Here is a 17128-nt window from a genome sequence, read left to right on the forward strand (position 1 = left end):
AGATTCGCAGACTTAATAATACATTTTGTATCTCATAACTGTTAACTGATAACTATATAAATTCTATATAATTGTAAAAAAGACATCATAAAAAACCTAGCTTTGAAAAAACCGAGTTTGCATAATAATTTAAAATTATTTCAGTGGGAAAGTATCTGGCGATTGAAATCGCTGCTACACAAACGAAACCCGCCTGCGCGGGTTATAAAAATTAGTCCACGCAGGTGGACTTTGCCTGTGTAGACGCGATTTCAATCGCCAGATAGTAAGTACTTTTCCCCCACTCGCTACTCCCTTGAAGGCATATCAAACAAAACAGTTGTCATGTAATTTTCAGCCCACTCCGAACCAAAAGCTTTTTCTAAAACGCGACGAGTTTTATCATTTTGCTGCTGTTTAGTACAGTAATTTAATTGTCCTTCCAACAGCTTACTTGCTACTTCTGATGAAACAGGTTTTGCAGCAACAGCATTTTGACAATGAATTTCTAAAAAATTCTCAACCCGTGAGAGAAACATTTGTTCTTCTTCGGGTGAACCAGGGCGTATAAAAATGCAAAACTCAGAAAAAATCTCTCCCCATTCGGGTAACTCGCGAGGTTGGGAGAAATTGAGTTCGGGTAGTTCAGCAAGCGCAGTATTGTAATTTGATGGTAAAGTACGATTCATATTCAGCGGAGACAAATCGGCGATCGCCGCACTAATTTGACCTCTACCTCCTACCAAATCGCAACCAAACATTGGTAAGTCATATTGCGGGTGAGGAAACATTACACAATGCAAAATATCCAGCATTGAGCCAACTTTTGCCAGTTCCATATGTAGCTTGCGGAACTGAGGAGTTTGGTAACAGCGATTTTCAATAGTAAGTTTTTCACCTTCTAACTTACCTTCCACATACCCCAACTCAGCAGGCAAATTATAAGCAGATAAATCCAAATGCTGATGCCAAACTCTTTCGATGCTATCAGCCAACTGACGAATGAGGGGATGTTGTTGCTCGCGCAGTGAAGATTTAGTTGCAGACGACATATTTAAACCAACAAATATTAACTAATTGTCAGTTTATCGCGATCGTTGGCAAGCGTGGTTCATTAGTAAGATGTTCCGTTCCAGTGAGCGCGATTTGTTAGCTGGCATTTCTACAGTTGATCGAGCAGCAGATCGTATTCTGCATGAGAACCAACCCAGAACCAGATCGTAGTGTCCTCTTCCAATTGACCAACAGCACGGTAATCTTTGTTGATGCGTGCAGAATAAATAGGCAATTTTGGATGAACTTTCTTGAATCGCAAGCTTGGATAATTTGGATCTTGCTTGAATTGCCGATAGGCTTTGCGAGTTTGCTCCTGAATTGACTCTGGCAGAGCAGCGAACAGCTTACGAAATTGAGCAGTGGTAAAGGATTTCACAATGTTTCTGGGTCTAATTCCTGAGTTTTTCCTGCTCGGTACTCTGCAATTGCTTCGGCTGCTAAATTAGCTAATAAATCCGGGGAACGGGCAAATGACTCATCCCATTGCCGATCCTCTTCGAGTTCTTCCAAAATTAGAGCCGCGATTGCATCTTGCTTATCAGTGGGCAGGGTTTTCAATCGGGCGATCGCCTCTTCAAGTCGCTCAGTCATCTTAAAAATCTACATCTATAAAGGAGGTGACTTCAATTATCGCTTATTGATCGAAAAGTCGGAAACCCGATCGCTGCAAAGGCAAATCATTAGAGTAGTTTTGATTACCCATAAGCAGAAAAAATATCTCTTTATTCAGGTAACTGTTTATTAGCGTTAGCGGAGCGTGTTCCGGAGGGACATACAATTAACAGTTAAGATAGTCTTAGCAAGTAAACTTATGACACGCCTAAAGACTAAAATAGAAAATCGCAATTGTTATTGACCTCTTCCTGGTTTACAATCGGCAAAACCCAATGCCTCTGTATCAAGAAAACTCGCGATCGCCATTTCAATTACTGCTTCGATTGGATATTCAATTTTGTTAGCACGAGCAATTAAAGCTTCTTGAATTCGTTTAGGTAAAGTCTCTAAAATGACTTCGGCATCCGCACTTGTAAGTTGCTCTTGAAGTTTAGCTTGCATAGATTCTACCTTTCGGGTGGAATTTGGACGTTGTAAGGAGGTTCGGTTGCTCTTAGAATAATAGCTTCTAACTCCAATAATAACTTAGGGTTTTCCCAGTAAGAAATTGGCTGTACTGCAATACGAATATCTTCATCACTATATTTATCAAGCCATGCCCACAAAAAAGCTTTGTGTCCCCACTAAAACGACCCCGCAAGCTCTTAGTTTTACCGATATAAAGCAAACCATCAGTTTTATGTCTGACTGCATAAATACCAGGACGAGCAGGAATATTAGCAAATTCTCGGCTCACAGGATAGCACTGCTCGAACGGTGTAAAAGCAATTGCATCTAGGATTCTTTGGGCTTGGATTTGTAATTGGGAATCGTTTATCGGCATGAAAGTAAGAAGGCTAAATGCACCGCAAATCATCCTCTCACAAATTTTGCCGTAGTTTACAGAACTTATGTATTTATAGAAATACTGTGTATCAGGGATATTTTTACTGGCGTGCTGCTCTACGGATAAAGATATAATTTATTATTAAAATTTAAGATAAAATCTATGGTGGAAAAAATATCGATGCTCCAAAAAGCAATTGATGCTGTAGAAGCACTTGAACCAGAAGAACAAGCAATGTTGCTAGATATTATTAGCAAGCGTTTAACTCAAGAACGTCGCAATGGATTGATAATAGATGTAGCGCAAGCGAGAGATGATTACCAAAAAGGTAATGTTAAACGTGGCTCTGTTGCTGATTTGATGGCGGAGTTAGATGAGTGAAAAATTTGGTTTGGAGTGCGGGATTTGTACGTAAATTTAAGCGTCTAGCAAAGAAAAACCCACAGCTGAGAATTCAAATTGAAAAAACATTAGAATTACTGACGGAAGACCCTTTTAATTCTAGTTTGCGGACTCATAAATTAAAGGGCGATTTAGGTGGTGTATGGTCTTGTTCGGTAGATTATGATAATCGGATTTTATTTGAATTTATAATAAATCCAGATTCGGGAGAGGAAGATATATTTTTGTTAACTCTCGGTTCTCATGATGATGTTTATTAATTACTTTTATCAGAAATCGGGCTATGGTGCCCAAGGACCAATAATTGCTTCTCCTCGTTTTTCTTTTTCTGCTAATTCCAAATTCAATTCCAATAATTTCTCTAAAATATCATCGCTGTCTTTAAAATTGTAAGCTCGCATGACGAGTCGATCTAATTCAGCATGAAGTTTATGTAATTTGCTGCTAGGTTCGTTAAAAAAGGCATTGTATAATGCTGTCATTCCCCATTGTTTCGCTTCCATTTGTTCGCTGCGATATTGATGCAGTTCTTTAGCTTTTTCGCGGATTTTTTCGATTAATTTTGTGTCGGGTGTTTGGGGAAAAGGAAAGGTTTCAAAGCAAGTAGTTGGAGTATAGCGAGTATCTCCTTTTAAAGTTGAACTTTGAGCTTTTATCCAAAGTCGGTGTATTTTTGATGTGAGAATACTAAGAATGTAGCAATCATCTGATGCTACAACATTTGTTGAATCTGCCGGCAACCAATTAATTTCACAGGGAAGAAAAATAAACCATTTTGAATGTCTAGGGATACTAAAATAACACGACAACGATAAGATTGACTCTCTCATTGCTGGTCTTTTTTCACCATGTTTCCACCAATTAACTCTTGTTGTATCTCTACGATTTTTCTCTCTTTCTGGTTTTACATGAGTTTTAATATATTCAAATGGCAAGAAATAATTGCTTGCGTTTTCCAAACTCATATCATTAAAATCAATAATCCATCTGCTTGGTATTCCATGTTGATTATCTGTTAAATCCATAGCAGAAGAAGATAGCTTAAGCACATTTTGATTTTTGGAATCTTTTTTAATCCATTCTAAAGCTTGATTTTCTTGAATATAAAAACCCTTACCAACAGGAATAACACCTTGAAAACATTTATTTAAATTTGCTTTTAATCTCACCGCTTGTGAAACATCAATACTTGCTTGCAAAGAAGAATTAATAACTGCAACAATCTTATTATCTAAATAATACTTCTCCGGCTTCTCCTTAGACCAATTCACTAAACTCACATGAACCTTCGCTTCCCCAAACCAAACTTGTGTAGAAATAGCCTCATGAATATATCCACCAGCTTGAGTCACATAATCTAACCCAGCAACCCGACTTTTTCCTTGACTAATTGAGTTTGTGCCAACCAAACCAACTCTACCCTTTTCATCAATGTTGTTATGTGCCAATCTAAACCAATAAGTACAAAAATCAACCGAATCTTTCACATCGGGAAAACGTTTAAAAATATTATCGATATACTCATCACCTAGATTTAAACGCATATCTTTTCCACCCAAAAAAGGAGGATTACCAATAATGGCATCAGCTTTAAACCAATTAGTAAAAAGCGCATCTTGACAGACAATATTACTATCCAAAGTATCCAAAGGTAAGGCTGCTTCCGTCAAATTAAAATTATCGATCGCAATCTTTCTACCTATCATCAAAGTTACCCTTGCCAATTCCACCGCAAACGGATTTGTATCCATTCCATAAAATTGCAGTGGTGTGACAAAACTTATTTGAATTTGCTCGTTTGTACTTCTGCGTCGCTGGGTAATTTTATCTAATAATAATTTCTCGATGCGCTTTAATTCTTGATAGGCAATATAAAGAAAATTGCCACTACCACAAGCAGGATCTAAAACTCGATAGCTTTGCAATTCCATCTGCAAAGTTGATAATTCTCCAATCGTCCCCGCAGCTTCAATTTTTTCTTCCCAATACCTACTTATCGTTGGACGGACAATTTTCATAATATCCGCTTCCGAAGTGTAGTGAATTCCCTTGGCATGACGCTCTTTTTTATCGACCGTTCCTTCAAATAAATTCCCAAAAATAGCCGGACGAATCTTACTCCAATCTTCTTTTGCTGCAACTTCCAAAAACTTTAATTCTTCCGGTGTTAATTCAATCGGATGAATTACCGAAAACAACCCACCATTGAAAAAATCTACACCTTGATATCGTCCCGCAGGTGTAATTCCTGGTTGATTCATTTCCCGAAACAACCCACCCAAAATATCGTAAGAATTTTCCCCATTCAAACAATCTTGAACGCAAGACACAAACATATCTCGCGGTAAAAGTTGCCTATCTTCAGCAAACATTGCTAACACACACTGCAAAATAAATCTTTGTGCAGTTAACTTAACAGTTCCCCGCTTCTCCAATTCCAAAAGTAACTCACCCATGCGTCGTGCTGCACGTTCGGTTATTTCAACTTGGTTATTATTAAAAACGGGTTTGCGGTTTTCCGACTCCATAAACCCAAACGCACCAGCGCGATCGGGCAATTTTTGCAACTCAACGACATCTACAGGAGTATCGAGTTGGGTATCAAAATCGTAAATCCAAAACTCATCAAAATTGCATAAAATTACATACTTCGGACGATTGGGAACCAACCGCGTCCAATAATCAAACGCTTGCGAATAGTGCTTGCTCAAATCTTCCCCTCGCTTCTTCATCTCAATCAAAACGCGAGGTTTCCACACTAAATCCGCAAACCCAGTTTTACCTTTTTTACTACCCTTCTTAATTGCTTCTTCGTAACTAGCACCCGCTTCCAACGCTCCGTCATGTCCAAACGCACGAAAAAATCTGTCCAGAAATGTTTGTGCTTCTTTACGCTCCTCACCTTTGATGTACTTCTGACAAAAAGTGACAAATTTTCTTAGACTATCGGAAGTTGCAACCATTGGAGATGCTATTGCTTACGTAATTTCAACATACTCTATGTTATTTCGTATCTCATAATTTGCCCAAAAACCAGTTAGAAGCCTTGAATCAATAACTCCTAATTCCTAACTCCTAACTCCTAACTCCTAATTCTTCCTAAACCGCTGCTTCGGATTCCTCAACCTGACGCTTCAACTTCTCTGGATCTATTGATTCCAATTGACCATGATTGAGTGTCCAGCAACTATCGGCGATCGGTAATAAGTCTCCCGCATCGTGGGTAACTACTAACAAAGTCCAGTGTTCTTTTAATTTTGCTAATAAATTTACCAATTGACGACGCATTGACCAGTCTAAACCTGCTGTAGGCTCGTCTAATAATAATAAATGTGGCTGACGAATTAGCTGTACTGCTAAAGCCAAACGTCTTTGCTGTCCGCCACTCAAAGCGTAGGGTGCCGTTGAAAAAGATAAATGTTCTAATCCTACTTCGCTTAATGCGTTTCTAACTCGCTCTATCCCTAACTCTGGGTGTCCCAAACGTAATTCTTCTAAAATTGTACCGCCGCAAAAATGACGTTCGGGAAATTGAAACACCAAACCAGCTAACTGCTGAATTTCTTCGGCTAATAATTCTTGTTCTCGCCAAAATAGTGAGCCAGATGTAGGTTCTGCTAGTCCAGACAATATTTCGAGTAGCGTGCTTTTTCCAGAACCACTTGGCCCGATAATTAGACCTAGTTTTTGAGCAGCTAAATCTAAATTAATTGATTTGAGAATTGCATTCTGAGTAGCAGTTGGATGATAAGTTAAATTTCTGAGATAAAGCATTGGTTAAGATTAAAAATAAGCCATTCATTAATAACTACACGCTTAGGTACAAAGCTTCCTTCCGAAAAAATCCTCAAATTACAGCTTAAACAAGCGCCTTAACTTATTGTGGCAGACGAATCCCCGTTTGCTATTAGTCATAAAAAAACCTGGGAACTGTCTCAAATCTACCCAGTCAAACTATTTATAAAATCTTTGCGTAAATCTACACGGGGTATAGGTAAACTATTTACGTAATTATAAGTAAGATATTAAACCCATTCAACAGTAATAATTCTGAGGTTTAAAATGACTGGAAAATTTTCTGTTTCCGAAGCCACCACTTCCAAAAAAATTGTACATTTTGCTAAAGCTGTTTTTACAACTTTAATAGTACTCAATCTAGGGATAAATTCTTCAATCGCTGCCGACCCTTTTCCCCGCAGTCAACCGCGCGATATCGGTGACAATACTGAAGCCGCATTTAAAGCAGTATTCGAGCAAGGTAACTATCAAGCAGGACAAAAGTATCTGCAACAGGCAATATCAGCCGAGCCGAACGAACCCTTAGCTTATGCCATGCAGGCATCATTAGCTTATACAAACCAAGATACAAGTGCATTAGAATCTTACAGCACAAAAACTTTAGATACAGCTAAAAAATTAATTTCATCAGACCCATTGCGTGGTAATTTATACGCTGCCGTAGGTCATTTTTTAGAAGGAGCAGTAATCCTGACTCGTGAAGGTACGGTTAGCGGTGTTCCAAAAGCACTAAGTCGTCTGCGAGAAGTTTACAAGCATTTAGACAAAGCCGAAGCCATTTCTCCAAAAGACCCAGAACTCAATTTAATCAAGGGTTACATGGATTTGTTCCTCGCTGTAAATTTACCCTTCGCCAACCCTCAGCAAGCAATTCAAAGATTAGAAGAAAATGCAGGCCCTCAGTATTTAGTAGATAGAGGTATAGCCATAGCCTACCGAGACTTAAAAAACTATCCCAAAGCCCTAGAATACGCAAACCGCGCCTTGAAAACAACATCCGATAATCCGGAACTGTACTATCTCAAAGCACAAATCCTCCGCGAACAAGGCAAAAAACAGAAAAACCCTCAAATGATCCAAGAAGCACTTACTCTTTTTGACCAAGCATTAGCGAAAAAATCTCAACTACCTGCCAGTTTAGTAAAACAAATAGAAAGCGAACGTAAAAGTGCAGCGCAAAGTGTGAAATAGGGAATTGGGCATGGGGAATTGAGAATTGAGAATTGGCAATTGGTAATTGGTAATTGGTAATTGGGGATTGGTAATTGGGAATAGTAAGGAGTTAATAATTTATGATTGTCTCCTTGTCTCCCCATCTCCCCATCTCCCCATCACTTCTTATAAAATAACTTTGGGTAAAAGTAATCTGGATATTCCAATAGATGAAAATAGAATTCCGCGAGATTAATCCTTTTGATGTCTGGATTTGGTTAAGGTTTAGTACTGTTCCTTCCGAACGCGAAAAACAATTTGTAGAAGAACTTTTTAATTCCTGGTTTTATTTAGGTAAATTGGGTGCTTTCAATGCCGAAAATCTTCAAGTACAAGATACCGGACTTGATATTAGCTATTTACATTACGACCAAGATGGTTATCAAAATAGCTTGTTAGCTCTGATGCACAATATGGGCGAATTTGAATACAACGGAGATTGGGGAAGATGCTGGTTTGACTTAGGAACTTCCGACGCGATCGCACTCGATCTTCTGATCAACGCTCTTACTCAATTAGGTCAAGAATACGTCACCATTGATGAAGTTTATATTGGTGGCGAAAACACGGATTGGTCGATTGAAGATAGCGATAGTCGTCCTTCGTATATTCACGATAACTAGGGAAAATAAATGTATAAAGAAGGTAAAATCCGCGTTTTAGCACTGGGATTAATTCGAGATCAAAACAATCGCATTTTTCTTTCCGAAGGTTACGATCCAGTCAAGAAAGACAAATTCTATCGTGCAATGGGCGGCGGCGTTGAATTTGGCGAAACCAGTAAGGAAGCTCTCCAACGCGAATTTCAAGAAGAAATCCAAGCAGAAATAACTAACATTCGCTACTTAACCTGTTTAGAAAACATATTTACTTTTCAAGGAAAATCAGGACACGAAATCATTCAACTTTACGAATGCGACTTCGTACACCCCAAATTTTACGAGCAGGAAACAATCGCATTCAACGAAGGGGAACGAAAGAAGGAAGCACTTTGGGTAGATATTAAAACTTTAAAAAGTGGCAACGTTAGGTTAGTTCCGGAGGGATTTGTAGAGTACCTGGGATAGGGATGGGGAGATGGGGGGATGGGGAGACAAGGAGACAAGGAGACAAGGAGAATTTTAACCTTTAACCTTTAAGCTTTGACCTTTGACCTTAACAACTCCTAACTCTAACTATTCCCAATGCCCCATACCCCATTCCCACTTATTAACCAACTTCTAGTGCAGTTAAAATCGTCCAACCATCAACTAGAAACATCAATAATGTAAAACCTAGCAAAATTAAATACATCCAAGGTTGGGATAATGGGTAAACATCCGTAGTATCAATACCCGTTTTTTCCTGTACAATTTTCACCAAACGGTTAAAACCTACTACACGCATCGGCAGCAAATAACCTTTCTTGTCTTTGCTAACAAAATAGTAGACAATACCTCCTTGTCCGGTAGTTCGTGGTTTTAAATCCTCTACATCTGCCCAAGCCAAAAACCAACCTTTACGAAAAAACTTTGGTACCAAAGGAGGATAAACAACCTGAATCCCCTCTTCATTCAAAATTACTCGTTCGGTTAAAACGGCGTACAAAATTACAAAACCAATACCGATACCAATCCAAAGTAGTGGAGATGGTACGGCTGCATTTGTGAAATCAGCAAGAAAAGGTAACGGCAAAGTCAGCGCTAAATACAAACTTAAAAGCGTAACCCTAATTAAAGGAGATAGACGAAAAATAGTATAATCCATAATAAATTAACAATTATCAATGTTAGCGAAGCGTGACGCGGTAGCGTCATACAATTATCAGTTACAAATTGGGCATATCCCAACCAGCGCAAAAACGTTTTTCCTGCTTTATTCCCCGCTCCCTGCTCCTTATATTAATTAAATAACTGTTAACTGATAACTGTTAACTGATTAAGGTAAATACTTTTGCACTACAGTCCAACCACTCAGCGAAACCCAGACAAATACGAGAAATAAAGCAATATTTGTACTAACGTGAATCCGTCTAGCCCAAACCCAACCAGTACGAATCGCGATCGCACTTCCAGCAGATATTAAAACTAATACCACCGTAGTTAAGCCAGCCCCTAAGTGTTGCGAATGTCCTAAAGAACCATATTCACCTAAAGTACCGACAATACCAATAGCGAGTAGCAGTATCACTAAAGCAACCATAGTGATACCCATTACATAGTGGAGTATGCGTAGTCCGGCATAACCTCCCGGCAACATCGCCGCGAAGCTAGGATTTCCAGATGCTCTAGTACGAAACATCCAGACACCCGTTACCGCTAACAAAAAATAAGCAAGTAACGACAATCCCATAGACCAAGCAGCGATTTTCCACAACCAAATAAATGAAGGTAAATCCATATTTAGAATTGTAAATCGAACCGGGACATATGGGGAGTGGGGGGACAAGGAGAAGGTTAGGAGTTAGGAGTTAGGAGTTAGGAGTTAGGAGCTAAAAACTTTTAATTGGTAATTGATAACTGGTAACTGTTAACTGAAAATGGGTTGCTAACGGTAGCAACCCAAAAATAGAGAAAAAAATTTTGAATTAATAAAGGTTTCAAAGGCTTACCCAGTTTTAGCCAACGATTATTAATGGTTTTGTGTTATCTCCGTTTTTTGAATGAATTGAGGATGCAAGAGAATTTTCTTCTCCTGAATCAGCATTCCGATTATCTGAATCTGTTTTTATATCTGAAATATTTGCTTGGTTAATTGCAAGCCGATCGCACGGAATTGTATCCGATAAAATTGAACTTGCCATCATCCCCGTATGAATCTCTAATTGAGCTTCATCGGGTGCTTCAAAAACTAGTCTTTGTCCGGGAAAAACAACCCGTTCAAAGTACCAATTAGCGATGTTGGAGATGCGAGCCACCTGGATTTTGCTCGTGGCATTAACGTAGCAGCACAGAGATTTCCCTGATTGCTCAGGAGGTAGAGGATCTAGTATTTGAGCCATAACTACTGAGGAGCTTATCGCCACAATTGTATCTTACATTTACAAAATTAGCACTTGACGATCCCCGCCTGCTGTAACCCTCAATACCAACTGGCTATTTGTATGCTATTTCTACCTTAAAATATTTTCCAGATAAAAAATTTTTGTAAAAATCTATGCTTTTTTTGCCATCATAGATTAAGCAATAATCATTGCTATTATTTTTATAAAATTTATAGAATCAAGTAATGCATTTTAATGAGTTTTATACTAGATACATCTCTAAATCTATATATCAAAGCGTCACAATTCATAATTGGTAATTGGGTTGCTGAGCGATGAACCGCAGTTTGGTGATAACGATCGGTCACAAAAACGCAAAAGCAAAGATTTTATATTCAAGCTTCAAATCGTAAATATCAAATTCTTCTCCCCATCTCCCCATCTCCCCATCTTCCCATCCCCCCATCTTTCCATCATTCCTAAATAAAGTCGGTTTGATGAAGTAAGTGGATGTTATCGTAAAGGTATGTGAAGTTGATTTTCATAAAAGATATGTATAAAAAATATGTATGAAGACAATTGGTTAATTTCGCCCTAACGGGAGTTTTTACCTATTAACAGGCGTTTTAGTCAATAATCTACGCTTATTCATGATTGAGTAAAAACTCAAGTACGATGGTCATAAAGGTGGAAAATTAATTTAAATACGTAGTTTTAAAGCGAATATAAGCTCTTTATTTTTTAATTGATAACAGCAAGATGGAAGTTGAAACACCCACAATGGAAAACAGAATTCTCTACGTGCGCCTTCCCTGTAACCCCATTTTTCCGATTGGGGTTGTTTACCTTGCAGATCACGTCCATAAACTGTTCGAGAATGTCGAACAACGGATTTTTGATTTGGGAACGGTACCACCTTTAGATTACAAATCTGCTCTGGATGCCTGTATTGATGAATTTAAACCGACGCTATTAATTTATTCTTGGCGCGATATTCATATTTTTGCTCCTGTTGGTGGAAGAGGTGGAAATCCTTTACAGTATTCTTTTGAAATTTTCTACGCCAAAAATCCTTTTGTGAAACTGCACGGAGCTTTAGGTGGCGTGCAAATGCTCAAAGGCTTTTATACAGAACTTTGGCGCAATTCGGCATTGATTAAACGCGGATTAAAACGCGCTCTTAGATACAACAAAGATGTCCGCGTGATTGTTGGTGGTGGTGCGGTGAGCGTTTATTACGAGCAGTTGAACAACAGTTTACCCAAAGGTTCTATAGTTTCCGTTGGTGAAGGGGAAAGCTTATTAGAAAAACTCTTAAGCGGCAAAGAATTTAGGGACGAACGCTGTTATGTGGTGGGAGAAACTCAACCGCGCGATCGCCTAATTCATGAACAACCGACTCCCATTGAGAAAAGTGCTTGTAATTACGATTATATAGAAAGCATTTGGTCTGAGTTTAACTATTATCTGCAAGAACAAGATTTCTATATAGGCGTACAAACCAAGCGCGGTTGTCCTCATAATTGCTGCTACTGCGTTTACACGGTTGTGGAAGGTAAGCAGGTGCGAATTAATCCTGCTGATGAAGTAGTTGCGGAAATGCGACAACTTTACGATAAAGGAATTCGTAGATTCTGGTTTACCGATGCTCAATTTATCCCAGCACGAAAATTCATGGATGATGCTGTGGAATTATTGGAAAAAATCGTTGATTCTGGAATGACGGATATTAATTGGGCGGCATATATCCGCGCCGATAACCTAACTCCGAAGTTGTGCGATTTGATGGTAAAAACCGGAATGAATTATTTTGAAATCGGTATTACCAGCGGCTCTCAGGAATTAGTCCGGAAAATGCGGATGGGTTACAATCTGCGAACCGTTTTAGAAAACTGTCGCGATTTAAAAGCAGCTGGGTTTAACGATTTGGTTTCTGTTAACTATTCTTTTAATGTAATAGATGAACGTCCCGAGACTATTCGTCAAACAATCGCTTACCATCGCGAATTAGAAAGAATTTTCGGAGTAGATAAAGTTGAACCAGCAATTTTCTTCATCGGATTGCAACCGCACACCCATTTAGAAGAATACGCTTTTAAAGAAGGTATTCTCAATAAAGGTTACAATCCGATGCTTTTAGCTCCGTGGAATGCTAGAAAATTACTATGGAATCCCGAACCTTTGGGGTCATTTTTTGGTGAAGTCTGCTTGCAAGCCACGCGACAAAACCCGTCGGATTTCGGACGCGAAGTCATGAAAATTCTAGAAGAAAAACTTGGCTGTGCCCCATTAGAAGAAGCACTTTCCGCACCAATTCAAACAAAACCAAAGCAACTTGCTGGTGTATCATAAAGAATCAGTAGGGTGGCACAGTTCACTCTACTAGAAATAAAGTAGGGGAGCAGAGAAAATACAGGAGGTTGGGTAAGCAAAAATGCTATAGGAAATTTGGACTCAAAGTAATAAGTTAGCTATTTATGTATATTTTTGGGAATTTTTCAGAATAATTAATAATTATCATAGATAAATCCCTTTATACCTGTAGCAGTGTTAGAATTGCTCGCAATCCATTCGAGATTAGTTTTACTTTAATAAAATCAAATGTTAGAAGGCTCAATACTCCAAAGGCTACATAAAGCTCATCAAGATAGTAAAAGACCGATTAGATACGGCGTTTACTACAAAAATACCTTAGTGGCTCTTTGCCATGCTTTAGAAGACCATATATTAGAAGACGATAGTAAACCTTTAGTTATCACGGCTTTTCAGCAAGGCAAGTGGTATTTACAAGAAGCCGAACGTTATGCAGGTATTGCCAAATGTTCGCAGCAAATTGCTATTATGGCGGCTGCCGATAGCGGCTGGCTGGAACATCCCACTAGTAACCTAGCTAATGTAGATTTAGTATCTATAGATTCAGCCGATCCTGTTTCCGAAGAATGGCATTTAATTATTTTATCGCCCAAATACACAGCGATGGTAATTTGTCAAGAATTATCGGAAGAAGATTATGGCCCATCAGGACAGCCAGAATCGGATTTGGAACGTAAATTTTATGGATTGTGGACGTTTGAGCCAGATTTAGTCAGGGAAACGGCTGAAATAGCTATAAATCATATTGAAAGTTATAATCCGGAACTCGCGAAAAAGCTGCGCGAATACGAAGGGAAAATTAAGCCAGCAGTTGCCACATCAGAAGAATTAGCAGCTGTAGTTTCCAGGGTTGTGGACTATTTGCAGACGGGACAGACAAATATTTCCCTTCCCGCCGGTAGTCGCCATAAAACTTTAGATAGAAACTTATTTTCTAATGAGATTCAGGCATTTTTACGGATGGCACAACTTCTTGATGCTGCTGATGTTGTCAACCCAATGGCAGTAACAGAGATTGTAGCATTATCGGAAACAATGGGGCAGCTTTTAGATTTGCCTGCATGGCAAATGAAACGATTGCGGCTTGCGGGTTTTCTACATCGCATACATCCCCTACAAACAGCCGAAAGCGTTTTGACTCCCGGAGCATCTAACAGTTACAAAGAAGACGCACCCAGTTGTCCTTTGACTTGTGCTTTGGTACCGGGGACGCAGGTTTTACGCACTATGCCAAGACTGCGAGCTGTAGCGCAAATTATTACCCATCAAACAGAATGGTGGGATGGTACCGGGAAACCGGCAGGATTAGCAGCAGACGAAATTCCTTTAGAGTCCAGAATTTTGGCTTTAATCGCAGATTTTCAATTTAGAGTGAACGAGAAGTTATCTTCCGGATTAAATAAGGAAGAAACACTTACTCAAGCTTTAGAAGAATGCACTCAACAACAATCAACTCGTTTCGATCCTAAACTAATAGAAACCTTAACTTTATTAGTTATGGGTTTACATCAGGGATTGGAATTAACCGTAATTACACCAAAATTAAGTGCTGGAATGTGGTTAATCGATAGCAAACAAGCAGAGATTGGCGAGTTTAGTGAAGTAAAAACTTACCTTAAGTAATCTAGCTTTGCTGGCATTTTCAATGGATAATAAATTAGATCGCGGGCGTAAAGAGAAGTTGTATTATAGCTCTTTGCGTCCAGTGCCGCCGGAACTTAAGTTAAAATAATTTATATAGAATACACATGATGAATATTGAAGCGATTAAATCCGGTGAACTAAAGCAGCTAGCTGGAGTTAATTTAGAAGACGAAGATTTATCTAAAACCGATTTCAGTAGAGCTAATCTTGCTGGTGCAACCCTAGTAGGTACAGATTTTGCTCATTCCAAATTTGAAGGTGCCCATTTAGAAGGAGCTAATTTAATGGGCGCAAACCTCCAAGAAACTGACTTGCGAGCTAACTTGATGGGAGCCAACTTGATGCAAGCAGATTTAACCGGCGCGGATGTACGAGGTAGCAATTTACGCGGCGCTAACTTCATGGGTGCCAGACTTAACGAAGTTTCTTTTGCAGGTGCTTTCTTAAGCGGTAGTAATTTAATTAACGTTAACTTGCAAGGAGTTGACTTACGTGGTGCTGATTTACGCGGTGCTAATCTTACAGGTGCAAACCTTAAAGGTGCAGACTTAAGTCGTGCAGATTTACAAGGTGCATTATTAAGCAAAGCCGACTTAGAAGAAGCCGACTTACGCAAAGCTAACCTTGCCGGTGCAAATTTAGCAGGTGCAAATTTATTGTGTGCGGAATTAGAAGGTGCAAATTTAGACGGTGTAAATTTTGACAAAACTTGTTTGGTGGGAACTATAGTTCAAAAGGTTGTTAAATAGACTACCGTGGTATTAAGTTAGCTTAATTGCTTATACATAGATAAAGATTTGGTTCGTAGTAGCGCTTCAGCGCCTCCGATAAGAGGCGCTGAAGCGCTACTACGAACCTTGATTATAAGTATTGGTAACTGATAACTGGTAACTGATACAGGAACATTTAACTAACCCCAAACGTTATCAAACCAGGGTGAATAATTTTATTTGAAAGTATAAAAATTTATTAACCTTTATTTAACTAGTTTGTACCAGTATTAAAATCTATAAAAATTGACACAATTATATGGTTGTATCATCCAAAGCCAATTTTTCAGTAGCTTGCAATCGATTGGCAGCAATTTATGCTTTAGTTGTTGTCACTATTCCCTGGTTAATATCCTTACCACCAGCGTTTTCTAAGGATAGCAGTTCATTATCTAAACGTCTAATAAATAGTAGAAATAACAATTTTACTTTTACTATTCAGCCAAAATTTACATCTGTAAACGAATTTTCTGAAGGATTTGCTTCTGTATATATTGGCTATCGTCAGGGATATATTAACAACTCTGGTAAAGTGGTTATCCCTCCCGTTTTTGATGCTGCTGGAGAATTCTCCGAAGGATTAGCATGGGTAGATATAGCTGATAAATGGGGATATATTCATAAAAATGGTTCGTTAGCTATTAAACCCACCTTTGATTCAGCGCGGGAATTTACTCAAGGATTGGCACTGGTTAAGTCAGGTGAAAAATGGGGTTACATCAACAAAACTGGTAAATTTGTTATCCAGCCCCAATATGACGATGCCATGTCTTTTACAACAGATGAGCAAAGTAAGGTTGTGAATAAAGTAATCCTGGCACCCGTGAAAGTCGGCGACAAATGGGGTTATATCGATAGAAGTGGAAATTTAGTCATAAAACCTCAATTTGACAAAGCTGCTTCCTTTAACGAAAATATGGCACCAGTTAAAGTTGGCGACAAGTGGGGTTATATTAATAGCGAAGGTAAATTAGCGATCGCACCACAATTTGAACGAGCGTGGAATTTTTCCGAAGGATTGGCATTAGCGAGTCAGGATAGCAAATGGGGATATATAAATAGCAAAGGTAAGTTTCATATTAAGCCAACTTTTTTAGAAGCCAGTAATTTTTCTAACGGGCTTGCATCAGTATGGATAGATGGGAAGTATGGCTATATTAATCAGAAAGGTAAGCTTGTTATTAAGCCACAATTTGAAGACGTTGGTAAATTTTCTCAAGGTTTGGCAAAGGTAAATATTGATGATAAATGGGGCTATATTGATAAAAAAGGTCAAATAGTAATCTCGCCACAATTCGATCATGCAGGTGAAATATTGTCATACCAAACAACTACGGCTTATCCAAAAGTAGGAAAAGCTTGGGTTAAAGTTGGCGATAAATGGGGTTATATCAGCATCCCTTTGAATGAATAAAGGGAGTAGGAATTAGGGAGTAGGGAATAGGGGAGAAGAAGAATAATAGTTTGTTCTCAAGATAAAAAAATAATAAC

19 protein-coding genes are annotated in these 17128 nt (G+C 38.7%); 9 read left to right on the forward strand and 10 right to left on the reverse strand.

Annotation, left to right across the window (positions count from 1 at the left end; all coding sequences use genetic code 11):
- Positions 1 to 287 precede the first annotated feature (287 nt).
- From ACM03V_RS02220 to ACM03V_RS02240, 5 genes are all read right to left on the reverse strand, one after another.
- Positions 288 to 1031 (reverse strand): phycocyanobilin:ferredoxin oxidoreductase, encoded by a 744-nt coding sequence (locus tag ACM03V_RS02220; protein ID WP_414619113.1) that lies wholly within the window; start codon positions 1029 to 1031, stop codon positions 288 to 290.
- Positions 1032 to 1141: 110 nt separating this feature from the next.
- The gene (locus ACM03V_RS02225; RefSeq protein ID WP_414619114.1) at positions 1142 to 1411 is read right to left on the reverse strand and encodes a type II toxin-antitoxin system RelE family toxin; all 270 of its coding nucleotides are present in this window, start codon (positions 1409 to 1411) and stop codon (positions 1142 to 1144) included.
- Positions 1408 to 1626: a hypothetical protein gene (locus tag ACM03V_RS02230; protein WP_414619115.1), complete on the reverse strand. Its 219-nt coding sequence runs from the start codon at positions 1624 to 1626 to the stop codon at positions 1408 to 1410. Before ACM03V_RS02230 ends, ACM03V_RS02225 begins: the two co-directional genes overlap by 4 nt.
- Positions 1627 to 1884: 258 nt before the next feature.
- Positions 1885 to 2091: a hypothetical protein gene (locus ACM03V_RS02235; protein ID WP_414619116.1), complete on the reverse strand. Its 207-nt coding sequence runs from the start codon at positions 2089 to 2091 to the stop codon at positions 1885 to 1887.
- A 67-nt stretch (positions 2092 to 2158) separates the two neighbouring features.
- A complete protein-coding gene (locus tag ACM03V_RS02240; RefSeq protein ID WP_414619117.1) occupies positions 2159 to 2473 on the reverse strand; it encodes a GIY-YIG nuclease family protein in 315 nt (104 codons plus the stop codon).
- A 183-nt stretch (positions 2474 to 2656) separates the two neighbouring features.
- Here ACM03V_RS02240 and ACM03V_RS02245 point away from each other — a divergent pair, with 183 nt between their 5' ends.
- Together ACM03V_RS02245 and ACM03V_RS02250 are read left to right on the forward strand one after the other, a co-directional pair.
- Positions 2657 to 2857, forward strand: coding sequence for a hypothetical protein (locus tag ACM03V_RS02245; RefSeq protein WP_414619118.1), 201 nt, complete (start codon positions 2657 to 2659; stop codon positions 2855 to 2857).
- The gene (locus tag ACM03V_RS02250) at positions 2854 to 3138 is read left to right on the forward strand and encodes a type II toxin-antitoxin system YafQ family toxin (protein WP_414619119.1); all 285 of its coding nucleotides are present in this window, start codon (positions 2854 to 2856) and stop codon (positions 3136 to 3138) included. The genes ACM03V_RS02245 and ACM03V_RS02250 overlap by 4 nt, the downstream gene beginning before the upstream one ends.
- 21 nt (positions 3139 to 3159) lie before the next feature.
- Here the strand turns inward: ACM03V_RS02250 and ACM03V_RS02255 are convergent, their stop codons facing one another.
- Positions 3160 to 5841 carry a DNA methyltransferase gene (locus ACM03V_RS02255; RefSeq protein ID WP_414619120.1) on the reverse strand — a complete coding sequence of 894 codons (2682 nt, stop codon included), beginning with the start codon at positions 5839 to 5841 and terminating at the stop codon, positions 3160 to 3162.
- Positions 5842 to 5977: 136 nt separating this feature from the next.
- The gene (locus ACM03V_RS02260) at positions 5978 to 6652 is read right to left on the reverse strand and encodes an ABC transporter ATP-binding protein (RefSeq protein WP_414619121.1); all 675 of its coding nucleotides are present in this window, start codon (positions 6650 to 6652) and stop codon (positions 5978 to 5980) included.
- Positions 6653 to 6940: 288 nt separating this feature from the next.
- Here ACM03V_RS02260 and ACM03V_RS02265 point away from each other — a divergent pair, with 288 nt between their 5' ends.
- The 3 genes from ACM03V_RS02265 (at position 6941) to ACM03V_RS02275 (ending at position 8955) form a co-directional block, all read left to right on the forward strand.
- Entirely contained in the window at positions 6941 to 7867 is a 927-nt protein-coding gene (locus tag ACM03V_RS02265) for a Sll0314/Alr1548 family TPR repeat-containing protein (RefSeq protein WP_414619122.1), read from the forward strand.
- Between the two features lie 191 nt (positions 7868 to 8058).
- Complete coding sequence (locus ACM03V_RS02270) at positions 8059 to 8511, forward strand: DUF3531 family protein (RefSeq protein ID WP_414619123.1); 453 nt, start codon at positions 8059 to 8061, stop codon at positions 8509 to 8511.
- Between the two features lie 9 nt (positions 8512 to 8520).
- The gene (locus ACM03V_RS02275) at positions 8521 to 8955 is read left to right on the forward strand and encodes an NUDIX hydrolase (protein ID WP_414619124.1); all 435 of its coding nucleotides are present in this window, start codon (positions 8521 to 8523) and stop codon (positions 8953 to 8955) included.
- A gap of 142 nt (positions 8956 to 9097) precedes the next feature.
- On the opposite strand, the gene ACM03V_RS02280 is transcribed toward ACM03V_RS02275, so the two are convergent.
- The 3 genes from ACM03V_RS02280 to ACM03V_RS02290 all read right to left on the reverse strand — a co-directional run bounded on the left by ACM03V_RS02280 (position 9098) and on the right by ACM03V_RS02290 (position 10868).
- Positions 9098 to 9634, reverse strand: coding sequence for a hypothetical protein (locus tag ACM03V_RS02280; RefSeq protein WP_414619125.1), 537 nt, complete (start codon positions 9632 to 9634; stop codon positions 9098 to 9100).
- A gap of 171 nt (positions 9635 to 9805) precedes the next feature.
- The gene (locus tag ACM03V_RS02285) at positions 9806 to 10267 is read right to left on the reverse strand and encodes a DUF4079 domain-containing protein (protein WP_414619126.1); all 462 of its coding nucleotides are present in this window, start codon (positions 10265 to 10267) and stop codon (positions 9806 to 9808) included.
- Between the two features lie 217 nt (positions 10268 to 10484).
- Positions 10485 to 10868 (reverse strand): DUF1830 domain-containing protein, encoded by a 384-nt coding sequence (locus ACM03V_RS02290; protein WP_414619127.1) that lies wholly within the window; start codon positions 10866 to 10868, stop codon positions 10485 to 10487.
- A 741-nt stretch (positions 10869 to 11609) separates the two neighbouring features.
- On the opposite strand from ACM03V_RS02290, the gene ACM03V_RS02295 reads away from it, so the two are divergent.
- The 4 genes from ACM03V_RS02295 to ACM03V_RS02310 all read left to right on the forward strand — a co-directional run bounded on the left by ACM03V_RS02295 (position 11610) and on the right by ACM03V_RS02310 (position 17051).
- On the forward strand, positions 11610 to 13202 hold the full coding sequence (locus ACM03V_RS02295; protein ID WP_414619128.1) for a photosystem II high light acclimation radical SAM protein: 1593 nt from the start codon (positions 11610 to 11612) through the stop codon (positions 13200 to 13202).
- A 249-nt stretch (positions 13203 to 13451) separates the two neighbouring features.
- The gene (locus ACM03V_RS02300; RefSeq protein WP_414619129.1) at positions 13452 to 14846 is read left to right on the forward strand and encodes a DICT sensory domain-containing protein; all 1395 of its coding nucleotides are present in this window, start codon (positions 13452 to 13454) and stop codon (positions 14844 to 14846) included.
- A 128-nt stretch (positions 14847 to 14974) separates the two neighbouring features.
- Entirely contained in the window at positions 14975 to 15616 is a 642-nt protein-coding gene (locus ACM03V_RS02305) for a pentapeptide repeat-containing protein (RefSeq protein WP_414619198.1), read from the forward strand.
- 280 nt (positions 15617 to 15896) lie between these two features.
- A complete protein-coding gene (locus ACM03V_RS02310) occupies positions 15897 to 17051 on the forward strand; it encodes a WG repeat-containing protein (RefSeq protein ID WP_414619130.1) in 1155 nt (384 codons plus the stop codon).
- Positions 17052 to 17128 lie beyond the last annotated feature (77 nt).

Source organism: Calothrix sp. CCY 0018 (genome assembly GCF_963920925.1).
GTDB lineage: Bacteria > Cyanobacteriota > Cyanobacteriia > Cyanobacteriales > Nostocaceae > Rivularia.